Consider the following 13,199-nt stretch of genomic DNA (forward strand, 5'->3'; position numbering starts at 1 on the left):
TCAGATCGAGAAATACCCGGCGAGCCGCTCCCGGCCGCTTTTTCTCCGCGCCGTCCCGCTTCAGGCCGCCGACCTATACACATTTGTATGGCACGGGGTGTAGCCGGGCTCGACATTGTTGACCGCATGTCTCACCTTTTCTCGCCGCCGCGAAGAAGGCCGGGCACCAGCGGAATTAACACGATCCGGGAAGGGCGGCCGTGGCCAGGCTCATCGGCGTAGACGAGTGTGAAAGTTTCACCGTAAAACAGGTCCAGGATCTGTACAGAAGGTACGTCAGCCGCAGCCAGGTCAGCCTCATGACCTCCTTCGGCTTCGGCCGGGAACTCGTCGAGAGCGCCGAGGGCGCCCGGATCAGGACACGCGACGGCCGCGAGGTGCTTGACGTCACCGGCGGGGTGGGCGTGCTCAACCACGGCCACAACCACCCCCGCATCCTCCAGGCCAGGCGCCGCTTCGCCGACGGCCGGCGCATGGAGGTGCACAAGGCGTTCTTCTCGCCGTACGTCGCCGCCCTCAGCCACAACATCGCCGAGCTGCTGCCGGGCGACCTGAACATCTCCTACTTCCCGAACTCCGGCGCGGAGGCCAACGAGGGCGCCGTCAAGATGGCGTACAAGTACCACGGGGGCCGCCGCAACACCATCCTGCGCTCCGACATCAGCTTCCACGGCAAGACCCTGGGCGCGGGCAGCCTGACCGGATCGTCGGAGAACTCCTTCCGCTTCCCCGGCCTGCCCGGCATCGTCGTGCACCCCTACGGCGACATCGCGGCCGTGCGCGCGGCCGTCGAGGCCGCCCGGACCCCCGACGGCGGGTGCGACGTCTACGCGATCATGGCGGAGCCGTACAGCGCGTCGAGCATGCGCTGCTGGTCGGAGAGCGACCTGTACGAGCTGCGCCGGCTCTGCGACGCCGACGACATCATCCTCATCTTCGACGAGGTGTATACGGGCTGGGGCAAGACGGGCAGCCTCTTCTACTTCATGCGCCATCCCGGCCTGCTGCCCGACATCCTCGTCTACTCCAAGTCCCTCGGCGGCGGCAAGGCGTCGATCTCCGGCTACACCGCCCGCGAGTCCGTCTTCCGCAAGGCCTACGACCGGCTCGCGGACGTCATCCTGCACAGCACCACCTACTACGGGTTCGGCGAGGAGACCGTCACCGCCATCGAGGCGGTCAACATCGTCGTCGAGGACGACTACCCGGCCAGGGCCCGGCAGATCGAGCGCGTCCTGGGCCCCGGCCTGCAGACCGTCCACAAGCGCCACCCCGACGTGGTCGGCAAGGTGAGCGGGGTGGGCGCGCTGTGGGGGGTGTTCCTCAGCGGCGGGCCCAAGGTGCTCGACCTGGCCGCCAAGCTCGCGCCGGGCTTCTCCGGCGACCCGCAGTTCCGTACCAAGCTGATCACGCTCTCGGTGATCGCCGAGCTGTACCGCGAGCACGGCATCGTCTCCTACTACAGCCCGAACGCCGACAACCCGCTCGTCGTCGCGCCGACCCTGGCCATCGAGCAGGAGGACCTCGAGTACTTCCTGGACAGCCTCGACAAGACGCTGGCCAAGGGGCTGCCCCGGCTGCTCGCCCGGTTCGTACGGGAGAAGGTGGGGTCGCGATGGCCCGCCGGGTCGTAGTCACCGGCAGCGCCGGCATGCTCGGCGGCCATCTGGCCCGCCGGCTCGTGCTCGACGGCCACGACGTGCTCGGCGTGGACCTGCGTCCCCAGGCCGACCCGCTGCTGGCGGCGGCGCACCGGACCGGCGACGTGCGTGACCTGGCGCTGATGACGGAGGCGATGACCGGCGCGGACGCGGTCGTGCACTGCGCGGGCGCGCTGCCCAGCTACCCGGCCGAGCAGATCCACGAGCTGATCGTCGGCGGCACCGCCACCGTCCTGGAGGCGGGGCGACGGGCCGGCGTGGAGCGGCTGGTGCACATCTCCTCCACCGCCGTGTACGGGCTGCCGGCGCTCGTGCCCACCCCCGAGGACCACCCGCGCGCGCCGGTCGACCCCTACACCAGGGCGAAGGCGGCGGCCGAGGAGCTGGCCGAGAAGTACCGGGCCGGCGGCATGTGCGTGCCGATCCTGCGCCCGAAGACCTTCCTCGGCCCCGGCCGGATGGGCCTGTTCGCGATGCTGTTCGAGTGGGCCGAGGAGGGCCGCAACTTCCCGGTGCTCGGCAGCGGCGACAAGCGCATCCAGATGTTCGCGATCGAGGACCTGGTGGACGCCGTGACCGTCGTGCTCGACGCGCCGGCCGGCGTGGCCGGCGACACCTACAACCTGGCCGCCGCCGAGTTCGGCACGCTGCGCGAGGACTTCCAGGCCGTGCTCGACGCGGCCGGCCACGGCAAGCGCGTGGTCTCGCTGCCCGCCGGACCGGCCCTGGCGGGGCTCCGGCTGCTGGAGCGCAGCCGGCTGTCCCCGGTGTACGGGCGGCTGGCGCGCAAGCTGCTCGCCGACTCCTACGTCAGCATCGACAAGGCCCGCGAACGGCTCGGCTTCCGCCCGCGGCTGTCCAACCGGGACGCGATCCTGCGCACGTACGCCTGGTGGCGCGAACACCGGGCGGCCGGGTCAGCGGCCGGGTCAGCGGCCGACGCCAAGGCCGGTGCGAACGGCGGCGCGAAGGGCGGCGCGACGAGCCGTGACGCGTGGCGGCAGGGCGCGCTGTCGCTGGCGAAGGTCTTCTTCTGAGCTATCGGGGTGAACCATGCGCCTTGTCGAATCGGCGGACGTTCCAGAGAGCCCGCAGCGTCAGGAGGACACCCAGGACCGGGACACGCAGACCCGCAGGCGCCCGCTCGCCGACCTGGCCGCCCTGATCCGGCCCTCCCACGCGGCCAAGGCGATCCTGCTGGTGCCCGTGGCCCTCATCGGCGCGGCCCCGCCCACGCCGGCCGAGGTGGTCGAGGTCATGTGGGCCACGGTGGCGTTCATGGTGGCCTCCGCCGCCGTCTACATCGGCAACGACATCGCCGACCGGCACCGCGACCGTCTCCATCCGGTCAAGCGCCACCGCCCCGTCGCGGCCGGCCGGGTGAGCGTGCTGACGGCCGCCGCCTGCTGCGCCGTGCTGCTCGCGGTGCTCGCGGCCGTCGTCGCCCGATCGCCCGCGGCCTCGTGGCCGGTGCTGGTGTACCTGGTGCTGAACGTCGCCTACACCCGCCTGCTCAAGCACCTGCCGCTGATCGACGTGGGCACGGTGGCCGTCGGCTTCGTGCTGCGGGTCCTGCAGGGGTACGAGGTGACCGGGGACCGGGTGCCCGGCTGGCTACTGATCACGGTGTTCTCCATGTCCCTGCTGCTGCTCATCGGCAAGCGCCGCCGGGAGCTGCTGGAGGGCGGGGCGCCGCACCGGCCCGCGCTGCGCGGCTACTCGATGGAGCTGACCAACTGGCTGCTGCAGATCGCCTCCGTGCTGGCCCTCGTCTCCGGCCTGATGTACCTGCGCGACGAGGGGCCGTTCGGCCCGCAGCACGGCCAGACGGCCATGATGTTGTCCACTCCGTTCGCGCTCTTCGCCCTCTTCCGCTACCTGCAGCTGCAGCTGGTGCACAAGGAGGGCGGCGATCCGGTGCGCGTGCTGCTGCGCGACCGCGTCATGGTCGCCAACTCGGTGGTGTGGGCCGCCGTCCTCGGCGTGACCCTCCTGCTCGTGCACCTGTGAGAACGACCCGTGAGAAAGCCCTGCGAGAACGACCTGTGCACAACGATCTGTGAGAGGAAGGCGATGGACGTCCGCTTACTGGGACCGGTCGAGGTGACCTCCGGCGGCCGGGGTGTCCCGCTGGGGCCGCCCCAGCGGCGCGCGGTGCTGGCCGCGCTGGCGATCGACGCCGACCGGCCCGTCTCGCTCGGCACGCTGATCGAGCGGGTCTGGGACGATCCGCCGGACCGGGCGGCCGACTCGCTGTACGCCCACATCGCCCGCCTGCGGCAGGCGCTGGCCGGGACGCGGGTCTCCATCGAGCGCCGCGACGGCGGTTACACGCTGGAGGTGGATCCCGACCGGGTGGACGCCTACCGGTTCAGGCGGCTGGCCAAGCAGGCGCAGCAACGGGCGCGCGACGACGCCGCCCGTACCAGGCTGCTGGGCGAGGCGATGGAGCTGTGGCGCGGCACGCCGCTCACCGGCATCCCCGGCGAGTGGGCCGCGCGCATGCGCTACGGCATCGAGCAGCAGTACGTCGGCGCGCTCGTCACCTGGGCCCAGGCGCACCTGCGCCTGGGCCGCCCCGACATCGTGGTCACCGAGCTGACCCCGCTGGTGCCGCGTTACCCGCTCGCGGAGCCGCTGGCGAGCATGCTGATGCGCGGCCTGTGCGCGCTGGGACGCGGCGCGGAGGCGGTGGCCCTGTACGCCCGCCTGCGCGGCTACCTCGCCGACCACCTGGGGGTCGAGCCGGGGCCTGAGCTGCGGGCGCTGCACCTGCGGATCCTGCGGGCGGGCGCGGACCCGGTGCCCCGGCCGGCCCTGCTGTACGCCCAGGTCACGGGTTGAACGACGCTGTACGCCCGGTCACCGGTCGAGCGACGTTGTACGCCCCGGTCACCGGTTCAGCGACAGGACGAGCCGCTGCCCGCTGTGGTCCGACAGGCCGTGCGAGCGGACCAGCCGGTAGTCGTGGACGGCGAGCTCCCGCGTCGTGTACGCCCAGTCGATCCGCCACAGGGACAGCAGGGGCCGCCGCTCGTCCCAGGACACGGGGTAGAGCGAGCGCAGCGCGGGCGTGGCGTCGATCATGCGCTCCGGCACCAGCCGCATCAGGCCCATCGCGGGCGAGGCGTTGAAGTCGCCCGCCAGGACGGCGGGCAGCGGGTTCGCCCGGATGTCGGCGGCCAGGGCGCGCAGGTTGGCCTCGCGGGCCTCGTGCTGCCAGCGGTCGAGGCCGCCCGTGGCGACCGGCGAGTTGATGTGGGTGTTGTAGAACGAGACGGTCCGGCCGGCGACGCGCAGATCCGTGCGCAGCGTCTTGACCGCGTGGAAGCCGGGCCAGGCGGCGCCGGGCGGCACGTGGCCTCCCTCGATGCCGCGCTCCTGGACGACGGGGAAGCGCGACAGCGTCACCAGCTCGCCCGCCGTGGAGAGGTGGAAGCCGGGGAACTCCCGGCGCAGCCGGGCCAGGTCGTGCACCCGGATCGGGCGGGAGTCGGGGCCGAAGTAGACGTACTCCTGCAGCAGGAGCACGTCGGCGTCCTGGGCGCGCAGGTAGCGGTAGAAGGCGGCGACGTCGCTCGCGGGCGTGCCGGTGGGCGGGGGCATCAGGGTGGTCACCGGCTGGTCCCAGTACCAGGTGTTCCAGGAGAACACCTTGATCGCGCCCGGTGGGGCGGGGGCGGGGTGGTGCCACAGCGTGGCGGGGTTGAGCCCGCTTCCGCTCCAGCCCAGCGTCAGCGACACCAGCGCCGCCGCCGCGCACGCCCTGCGGGCGCGGCGGCCCGCGGCCGGCGTCACGGCGAGCAGCGCCACGGGGACGGCCGCGAGCGCGAACGGCGGGACGAGCTCGGCGGCCTGCCACCACCACACCCGGCCGGACAGGGCGCGGTGCAGCACCACGAACACCAGCCACGCGACGGCCACGCTCAACACCAGCGGAATCCGCCGCCGCGCCCGCCGGGCCCCGCGCTCCAGCCTGGCGGCTCGCTCGCCGCCGCGCACCTCCGCCGCCGCGCCACTCCGCGCACCGGCCCGCCCATCAGCCCGCCCATCAGACCGTGCATCAGCCCGCGCACCGGCCCGCCCATCAGCCCGCCCATCAGCCCGCGCATCGGCTTGTGCATCGGCCCGCGCACTGGCGCCGGCGCCGGTCTCAGCGTCAGTCCGCGGGCGGGCCCCTGCGCCGGGCTGCGCCCCGGGGTGCACGACGCCGCGTGAGGCGGCGGGCGGGCGGGCGAAGCGGGCCCGGCCGAGCAGGGCCCGCAGCGGGGCCGTCACGTGGCCGCCTCCCCGGTGGCCGGCCGTCGCATGATCGGATCGGGGTCGTAGAGCCGGCGGAAGCGCGCCGAGCACGACCACCGCACCACCCCGGCCGCCACCCCGGCCGCGATGGCCACGTTCACCAGGAAGTGCACGGCACCGAAATACAGCAGGAACAGCACCCCCCGCCGGCGCAGCACGAAGCGGTACATGCCGAGGTCGGCCAGCAGCGACACGGCCAGGGCGAGGGCCGCGAGCCCGGCGCCGGCCGGGCCGAGCGGGACGGCCAGGGGCAGGGCGGCCAGCGCCGCCAGCGCGGCGAGGCTGCCGCCGGCCCGGCTGGAGGTCTCGAAGCCGCGGGCGAAGCGCCGCCGCCGCGCGTACAGCGGCACCCGGGCGCGCCCCCGCCGGTACAGCTTGCGCAGCAGCTTGACCAGCTTGTCGTCGTGGTCGTGCCGCGAGCGCACGGCGGTGGTGAGCACCATCTCGTACCGCTGGGTGAGCCGGTGGCCGTAGTCGACCTCCTCGGTCTCGCGCAGCCGCGGGTTGAACGGCCCGACCTCGTCGAACACGCGGCGCGGCATCGCCATCAGCGCCGGGAACAGGAACGACACGGGCCCCTCTGAGCTGACCGTCCAGTAGTGGTACTGCAGCGCGCGGTACTCCTCGACGAGGCTGTCGCGGATCAGCGGCTCGGGGTCGTGCACGCTGGACACGGCGCCGAGCCGCGGATCGGCGGCGAGCAGGCCCACCGCCACCTCGGCGGCGTCGGGGTAGGCGGCCACGTCGGAGTCCACGAACATCAGGATCTCACCCCGCGCGTGCTCCGCGCCGAGGTTGCGCGCGGCGGCGGTGCCCAGGTTGCGCTCGGTGCGGATCACCCGCACGCCGAGCCGCCGCGCGACCTCCGCCGAGTCGTCGGTGCTGCCGTCGTCCACGACGATCAGCTCCATCGGCCGGTACGTCTGCGCCTGCAACGCGCGCAGGCACAGCTCCAGCGAGGCGGCGTAGTTGTAGTTGGGCACGATCGCCGACACCAGGGGCCCTTGCCCGGTCATCGCTCACACCTCCGCGGGCAGGTCGTACGTGCGGCGGAACCTGCTGGACACCAGGCACTGGGCGGCGCCGGCGAACACCGCCACCGCGACGGTGACGTTCACCAGGAAGTGCACCCCGGTGAAGAACAGGGTGAAGGGTATGCCGGCGTACCGGCGGACGAAGCGGTACATGCCCAGGTCCGCGGCGATCGAGCCGGCCAGCAGCACGGCCGGCGCGGCCAGCCAGGCCGGGCCGAGCAGGACCGGCAGCGGCGCGGCGAGCACGGCGAACAGGGCGGCCAGCGAGCCCCAGCCGCGGCTGCTGTTGGCCGGGCCGCCGTTGAAGTCGGGGCGGCGCAGGTAGAGCGGGATGTGCAGGCGGGCGCGGTGGAAGAACTTCGACAGCACCACCTTGAGCCGGTCGTCGTGGTCGTGCCTGCCCCTGATCCGGTTGTCGAGCACGATGCGGTAGCGCTGGGTGACGCGGTGGCCGTACTCGGCGTTCTCGCTGTGGCGCAGCGCCGGGTTGAGCGGGCCGATCTCGCGGAAGACCTCCGCCCGCATGGCGAACAGCGCGGAGTAGATCGTGCTGATCTCGCCCTCGTCCCCGGAGATCCAGTAGTGCAGCTGGAGGCTGCGGTAGCGCTCGACGAGGCTGTCGGGGATCAGCGGCTCCGGGTCGTAGGTGCCGCACACCACCCCCAGCGTGGGGTCGGTGGTGAGCAGCCGCACCGCGTGCTCGACCACGTCCTCGGCCAGCGCCAGGTCGGAGTCGAGGAAGAACAGCACCTCGCCGCGCGCGTGCTCGGCGCCGAGGTTGCGCGCCGCCGGGGCGCCGATGTTGGTGTCGGTGACCACGACGCGCACCCCGTGCCGGTGCGCGACCGCCACGGAGTCGTCGGTGCTGCGGTCGTCGACGACGATCACCTCGATGCGCGGGTACGTCTGCCGCTCCAGCGCGCTCAGGCACAGCTCCAGGGTGCGGGCGTAGTTGTAGTTCGGCACGATGACCGAGACCAGCGGCTTCATCGGGCCTCCCGGCGCCCGGTCCGGCGCAGCAGCAGCGGCAGGGGCCGGCCGAGGCCGCTCCTGGTGAAGTCGGAGGAGTTGTTGACCCGGGGGTAGGGCTCGGCCGGGACGGGGACCTCCAGGAACTCGCACAGCGGGCCCCACCCGGCGGCGGCGTCGAAGACGAGCAGCCGCTCGGCCGGGATGGCGGCGACCACCCTGGCCATGTGCTCCTGGAACAGCTCGACGGCCCGTCCGGGCTCCCGGTCGGCTGCCGTGGCGAAGGTCCGCGCGTCGAGGGTCGTGTCGACCATCCTGACGAACGCGGCGAGGTCGGTGCCGAGCAGCGACGACAGCAGGAGGGCGGCCCGGCCGGGCACCGACTCGATGCGCCGCCGCTGCGCGAACAGGGTCCGCTGCATGCTGGCCAGCCAGCGCTCCGGGTCGCGCGTGGTGAGGATGACCTTGGCCTTCGGGTAGTGGTCGGCGAGCTGCCGCCAGTAGGCGGAGGTCGGGCCGTCCACGCACGACTCGTAGCCGACGAGGAGCCGGTCCCAGTCCACCTCGCGGGCCGCGGCCGCGGCGAGCCAGGGCCTGATCTGCCAGGGGTGGGTGAAGACGTCCACCATGTGGTGGCACGGCCCGAACCCGAGCCGTTCCAGCGCCGTCTTGAGCGAGAGCGTTCCGGTCCGGCCGAAGCCGGTGGCGATGACGCGCATGGCCGCTCAGTCCTGGGCCGCGAGCCGGGCGAGCCGGTCCAGGCGGGACAGCGCGAACCGCTGCGTGACGCCCACCGCGCCGCCGAGCGCGCCGGTGAAGGTGACGGCCAGGTGCACGCCGGAGAAGTACAGCCCGAACGCGGCGCCCCGGTGCCGGAAGGCGAAGCGGTAGGTGCCCGCGTCCAGCGCCATGGCGGTCGCGATCATCGCGGGCGGGACGAGCGCGGCGGCGCGGCGCGCCCGCGCGGGCACGCCACCGGAGCGGGCGCCGGGCAGCACCCGGGGTAAGGCGAGGGCCGGGACGGCGGCCAGCAGCAGGACGCCGCCGATCGCGCGCGGCACGGAGTCGCCGGGCGTCTCCCCCTCGCGCCAGTCCAGCGCGCTGAGCCGGGCGCGCCGGAAGACCTTGCGCAGGATCGTCGCCACGGTGGCGTCGTGGTCCTTGCGCCCCCGGATCGCGTCGCTCAGCTTCACCTCGTACGAACGCGTCACGCGCACGCGGTAGTCGGAGGAGACGGTCTCGCGCAGCCGGGGGTCGAACGGGCCGACCTCGGCGAACACCTTGGCGGGCACGGCGAGCACGGACGCGTGCAGTTCGAGCGTCGGCCGGTGGGCTGGCATCCACCAGCGGTGCATCTGCAGCGCGCGGTACCGGGCGGCCGGGCTCTGGGAGACCAGCGACTCGGGCAGCAGGATGCCGCCCAGCGCGCCGACCTCGGGGTGGTCCCGCAGGATCCGCACCGCGTTCGCCACGGCGTCGGGTTCGAGCGCGATGTCGGCGTCGAGGAAGAACAGGATCTCCCCGGTGGCGTGCTCGGCGCCGAGGTTGCGCGCGGGGGTCGGGCCGCCGTTGACCCTGGTGCGGACCACCTTGGCCCCCATGGACGCGGCCACCAGCGCGGCGTCCTCGGTGCCGCAGTCGTCCACCACGATGACCTCGAGGTGCGGGTGGGTCTGTGCCCGCAGCGCGTCCAGGCAGAGTCGCAGCACGCCGGACCGGTTGTAGCTGGGGATGATGACCGAGACTAGCGGGTGCTCCCGACTCATGATGTGTGCTCCATCGGCGGTGTCGGACCTCATGTCCGGCTCACGGTAGGCACGGTGCCTTGTCCCGTTCTTGTCGTGGCGGGCGCGCCTGCCGCGACAAGAACGGGACAAGGCGCGCCCACTACGTTCGGCCCCGTGATCGAGCAGCGGCTAGCCACCCCCTCGCCGCGGCCGGCGAGCTCCTGGGCGGGACGGGTCAGGCGGTGCGTGCGCCCGCGCCGGCGCTGGTGCCTGGGCACCAGGCTGGTGGTGACCGCGTCGGTGGCGTGGCTGCTGTTCGTGCTCTGCCACCTGGCGGCCAGCGGGCGCCTGGCGTGGTGGGCCCCGATCGAGCTGGTCCCGCCGCTGCTGTTCCTGCTGGTGCCCGCGCTGCTGCTGGTCGTGGCGCCGCTGGCCAGGCCGGTGCGCCGGCGCGTCATCCCGCTGCTGGTGCTCACCGCGGTGCTGGGCGCCGGGCGCAGCGGGATCAACTACGCCACCCTCTGGTACGCCCCGCCGCCCGCGGGCCCCGCGGCCATCACCGTGGCCGCCTGGAACACCCAGTTCTGGGACCAGGACTGGCGCACCGCCGACGGCGACCGGTACTCCCCCGGCTTCTACGCCTACCTGCACGAGCTGGACGCCGACGTCTACCTGCTGACCGAGTACCTGTACGTGAACACCGCGGCCGGGGACATGCGGTCCCAGCGCTGGACCGCCGACCTGGCGATGCGCATCGACAAGCTGGCCGAGCTGCGCCGCGAGTTCCCCGGCTACCACGTCGCGGTGTCCGGCGAGCAGATCACGCTGTCCCGCTTCCCGATCGTCGGGCACCGGGGCCTGGACCTGCGCCCGTGGCTGCCGCCGGACCAGCGGGAGATCCCCGAGGCGCTGCGGGGCTGGCCGGAGGGTTACACGGTCGAGACGCTGCGCACCGACCTCGACGTGCGCGGCACGACCGTCTCGTTCTACGCCGCTCAGATCGCCCAGCCGCCGCTCGAATGGCGGCTGTACGACGCCGCGGCCCGTGACGCCGCCGTCAGCAAGACGCTGCGGCGGGAGGCGAGCTACCGGGCCCTCGCCGCGGACGTCGCGGCCAACCCCCATCCCGTCGTGCTCGCCGGCGACCTGAACACCTCCCCCGCGATGGGCGCCCGCCGCCTGCTCCCCGAGCGGCTGGTCGACAGGACGCCCGCGCTCTCCTCCCTCTATCCGGCGACCTACCTGGCCGGCACCGCCGAGCTGTGGCGGATCGACTGGCTCTACACCAGCCCCGACGTGACCGTGCACCGCTACGACCTGCCCGGCGCGCGGGGGCTGTCCGACCATCGGGCCCAGCGCATGGTCGTCTCGGTGCCGTGACCGGCGCCGCTTCACCGACGAGAGGAACGACCCATGCCCGACGAGGTGGCCTGGCGTGATGACGTCGCGGTCGTCGTGCCCAACTACAACAAGAGCAAGACCCTGCGGGCGTGCCTGGAGTCGGTGTACGCGCAGACGTACCGGCCGGCGGAGGTCGTCGTGGTGGACGACGTCAGCACCGACGGCTCGCCGGAGATCGCCAGGGGGTTCCCGTGCACGCTCGTCCAGTCGCCGCGCAACCAGGGGCCGGCGGGGGCCCGCAACCTCGGGGTGGCGCGCAGCTCGGCTCCGCTGCTGTTCTTCGTCGACTCCGACACGGCGCTGGCGCCCGACGCGATCCGCAACGCGGTCAAGGCGTACCGTGAGACGCCGGACTGCGGCCTGGTGCAGGGCATCTACGACATCGAGCCGCTCTACGACGACGGCCCTGTCGAGCGTTACCGGGTGTTGTGCGAGCACTACGAGCGCAGCCGCACCACAGCGACGTTCCTGTCCTGCACGCTGATCCCGCGCTCGGTCTTCGAGGAGGCGGGTGGCCTGGACGAGCGGCTGCGCGACGGCGAGGACTTCGAGTTCGGCACCCGCGTCCCGGCCGGCTACCGGCGGGTCGTGAGCACGGCCGTGGTCACCAGGGCCGACGACGAGGACCGGTTCTGGGGCTGCCTGGCGGAGCGGTTCGTGCGGTCCACGACCCTGCCGGTGATCATGGTGCGGGCGCGGCGGCTGCGCGGCGAGGGCAGGGCCGGATTCCAGCTCGACATGATCGGCACGGGCCGGCAGCGGCGCCGCAAGGGGCCCAGGCTGTCCTCGGCCTCGGCCACGGCCGTGTTCCTCACGCTGCCGCTCGCGCTGGTCAGCCCCTGGCTGCTGGCCGTGCCGGCGGCGGCGCTGACGGTGTTCCTCTACCGGAACCGCGTCTTCCTCGGGTTCGCCCGCCGCCACCGGGGTGTGCGCTTCGCCGGGTGGGTGGCGTGGATGCAGCTCTGCTTCCACGCGGCCTTCTTCCTGGGCGCCTGCGTGGGGCTGCTGCGCGTCGCCTACGAGCTGGGCCGCCGCCGGGGCGAGCCGATCAGGACGGGCCCGTCCCCGGTGCCGTCGGGCGGGGCACGCGAGTGAGGAGGATCAGGCTTCCCCGGCTGCCCCGGCCGGTGGTGCGGGCGCTGGTGGCGGCGTTCGTCCTGGCCGTCCTGGCCGCCATCGCGTGGTCGATGTCCCGGCTGGACTGGAGCGTGGTCGGCGTCCTGTTCTCCCGCAACGACGCCGGCCGGATCGCCCTGCTGCTCGGCGGCTCGCTGCTGGCGAGCACGGCCGGGCTGTCGTTCGGCTTCCTGGCCTGGCGCGTCGTGCTGCTGGAGCTGGGGCCGGCGATCAGCGGGCCGCGCGTGGTGCGCATCTTCTTCGTCGGTTTCCTGTCGAAGTACCTGCCGGGACGGGTGCCCGGCATGCTCGCCACCGCCAAGGTGGCCACGGTCAACGGCATCACCTTCGGCCGGCTGATGACCACGGCGGCGCTCGTCATGAGCCTGGTGCTGCTGAGCGGGTTCACGATCGGGCTGCTGGCGGGCGTGCAGGTGCTGGGGGCGCGGGCGGCGTGGCTGGCGGGAGCCGCCGTGCTGGTCGTGGCCGTGCTGGTGCGCCCGCAGCTCGTCAACCGGGGCGCCGCGCTGCTGCTGCGGCTGCTGCGCCGCCCGGCGGCGGCCAAGGCGGCCTCGGTGCGCGGGGTGCGGCTCGCGGTGGCCTGGCAGAGCCTGTCCTGGGTGGTCACGGGGCTGCACCTGTGGCCGCTGGCCGTCGCGATGGGCGCGCCCGCGTCCCGCTCACTCCTGCTGTGCGTCGGCGCGTTCACGCTCGCCACCTCGGTCGGCATCGCGGCCGTGTTCATCCCGGACGGGATCGGCGTCCGCGAGGCGGTGCTCACGGCCGCGCTGAGCGTGGTGCTGCCTGCCCCGGCCGCCGCGGTGGTGGCCCTGGCCAGCCGGCTGGTCTCCACCGTCAGCGAGGTGCTGCTCGGCGCGGTCGCCCTCGGGGTCGCCGAGTACCTCGTCCGCCGCGAACGGGCCGAGGCGCCCCAGCCCGTAACGGGACGAAAGGTGTGATCTCCGACGCTGTTCACCTGGGTGCTCCTC

At 73.4% G+C, this 13,199-nt stretch carries 13 protein-coding genes; 7 read left to right on the forward strand and 6 right to left on the reverse strand.

Features of this window, described 5'->3' with window-relative positions; genetic code table 11:
• Positions 1-299: 299 nt before the first annotated feature.
• The 4 genes from LCN96_RS34640 (at position 300) to LCN96_RS34655 (ending at position 4,505) form a co-directional block, all read left to right on the forward strand.
• Positions 300-1,634: an aspartate aminotransferase family protein gene (locus tag LCN96_RS34640; protein WP_225266639.1), complete on the forward strand. Its 1,335-nt coding sequence runs from the start codon at positions 300-302 to the stop codon at positions 1,632-1,634.
• Positions 1,616-2,698 carry an NAD-dependent epimerase/dehydratase family protein gene (locus tag LCN96_RS34645; protein WP_225266640.1) on the forward strand — a complete coding sequence of 361 codons (1,083 nt, stop codon included), beginning with the start codon at positions 1,616-1,618 and terminating at the stop codon, positions 2,696-2,698. The genes LCN96_RS34640 and LCN96_RS34645 overlap by 19 nt, the downstream gene beginning before the upstream one ends.
• A gap of 16 nt (positions 2,699-2,714) precedes the next feature.
• Positions 2,715-3,671: a UbiA prenyltransferase family protein gene (locus tag LCN96_RS34650; RefSeq protein ID WP_225266641.1), complete on the forward strand. Its 957-nt coding sequence runs from the start codon at positions 2,715-2,717 to the stop codon at positions 3,669-3,671.
• A 63-nt stretch (positions 3,672-3,734) separates the two neighbouring features.
• Entirely contained in the window at positions 3,735-4,505 is a 771-nt protein-coding gene (locus LCN96_RS34655; RefSeq protein WP_225266642.1) for an AfsR/SARP family transcriptional regulator, read from the forward strand.
• 48 nt (positions 4,506-4,553) lie between these two features.
• Here the strand turns inward: LCN96_RS34655 and LCN96_RS34660 are convergent, their stop codons facing one another.
• From LCN96_RS34660 to LCN96_RS34685, 6 genes are all read right to left on the reverse strand, one after another.
• Positions 4,554-5,585, reverse strand: coding sequence for an endonuclease/exonuclease/phosphatase family protein (locus tag LCN96_RS34660; protein ID WP_225266643.1), 1,032 nt, complete (start codon positions 5,583-5,585; stop codon positions 4,554-4,556).
• Between the two features lie 2 nt (positions 5,586-5,587).
• A complete protein-coding gene (locus LCN96_RS34665) occupies positions 5,588-5,785 on the reverse strand; it encodes a hypothetical protein (RefSeq protein ID WP_225266644.1) in 198 nt (65 codons plus the stop codon).
• Positions 5,786-5,935: 150 nt separating this feature from the next.
• Positions 5,936-6,979: a glycosyltransferase family 2 protein gene (locus LCN96_RS34670; protein ID WP_225266645.1), complete on the reverse strand. Its 1,044-nt coding sequence runs from the start codon at positions 6,977-6,979 to the stop codon at positions 5,936-5,938.
• A 3-nt stretch (positions 6,980-6,982) separates the two neighbouring features.
• Entirely contained in the window at positions 6,983-7,987 is a 1,005-nt protein-coding gene (locus LCN96_RS34675) for a glycosyltransferase family 2 protein (RefSeq protein ID WP_225266646.1), read from the reverse strand.
• Positions 7,984-8,685 (reverse strand): sulfotransferase family protein, encoded by a 702-nt coding sequence (locus tag LCN96_RS34680; protein ID WP_225266647.1) that lies wholly within the window; start codon positions 8,683-8,685, stop codon positions 7,984-7,986. Before LCN96_RS34680 ends, LCN96_RS34675 begins: the two co-directional genes overlap by 4 nt.
• 6 nt (positions 8,686-8,691) lie before the next feature.
• Positions 8,692-9,732, reverse strand: a complete 1,041-nt coding sequence (locus LCN96_RS34685; protein ID WP_225266648.1) for a glycosyltransferase family 2 protein — start codon at positions 9,730-9,732, stop codon at positions 8,692-8,694.
• 135 nt (positions 9,733-9,867) lie between these two features.
• Between LCN96_RS34685 and LCN96_RS34690 the strand changes: the two genes are divergently transcribed.
• From LCN96_RS34690 to LCN96_RS34700, 3 genes are read left to right on the forward strand one after another with little or no spacing between them, the layout of a single operon-like run.
• Entirely contained in the window at positions 9,868-11,073 is a 1,206-nt protein-coding gene (locus LCN96_RS34690) for an endonuclease/exonuclease/phosphatase family protein (RefSeq protein ID WP_225266649.1), read from the forward strand.
• 33 nt (positions 11,074-11,106) lie between these two features.
• Entirely contained in the window at positions 11,107-12,189 is a 1,083-nt protein-coding gene (locus tag LCN96_RS34695; protein ID WP_225266650.1) for a glycosyltransferase family 2 protein, read from the forward strand.
• Complete coding sequence (locus tag LCN96_RS34700; protein WP_225266651.1) at positions 12,186-13,169, forward strand: lysylphosphatidylglycerol synthase domain-containing protein; 984 nt, start codon at positions 12,186-12,188, stop codon at positions 13,167-13,169. Before LCN96_RS34695 ends, LCN96_RS34700 begins: the two co-directional genes overlap by 4 nt.
• Positions 13,170-13,199 lie beyond the last annotated feature (30 nt).

The organism is Nonomuraea gerenzanensis, from assembly GCF_020215645.1.
Classification (GTDB): domain Bacteria; phylum Actinomycetota; class Actinomycetes; order Streptosporangiales; family Streptosporangiaceae; genus Nonomuraea; species Nonomuraea gerenzanensis.

Coding starts and splice junctions, on each gene's coding strand:
- LCN96_RS34665 (WP_225266644.1), bottom strand. CDS start 5,785: ATGCACAAGCCGATGCGCGGGCTGATGGGCGGGCTGATGGGCGGGCCG.
- LCN96_RS34645 (WP_225266640.1), top strand. CDS start 1,616: ATGGCCCGCCGGGTCGTAGTCACCGGCAGCGCCGGCATGCTCGGCGGC.
- LCN96_RS34670 (WP_225266645.1), bottom strand. CDS start 6,979: ATGACCGGGCAAGGGCCCCTGGTGTCGGCGATCGTGCCCAACTACAAC.
- LCN96_RS34685 (WP_225266648.1), bottom strand. CDS start 9,732: ATGAGTCGGGAGCACCCGCTAGTCTCGGTCATCATCCCCAGCTACAAC.
- LCN96_RS34675 (WP_225266646.1), bottom strand. CDS start 7,987: ATGAAGCCGCTGGTCTCGGTCATCGTGCCGAACTACAACTACGCCCGC.
- LCN96_RS34695 (WP_225266650.1), top strand. CDS start 11,107: ATGCCCGACGAGGTGGCCTGGCGTGATGACGTCGCGGTCGTCGTGCCC.
- LCN96_RS34655 (WP_225266642.1), top strand. CDS start 3,735: ATGGACGTCCGCTTACTGGGACCGGTCGAGGTGACCTCCGGCGGCCGG.
- LCN96_RS34680 (WP_225266647.1), bottom strand. CDS start 8,685: ATGCGCGTCATCGCCACCGGCTTCGGCCGGACCGGAACGCTCTCGCTC.
- LCN96_RS34650 (WP_225266641.1), top strand. CDS start 2,715: ATGCGCCTTGTCGAATCGGCGGACGTTCCAGAGAGCCCGCAGCGTCAG.
- LCN96_RS34640 (WP_225266639.1), top strand. CDS start 300: ATGACCTCCTTCGGCTTCGGCCGGGAACTCGTCGAGAGCGCCGAGGGC.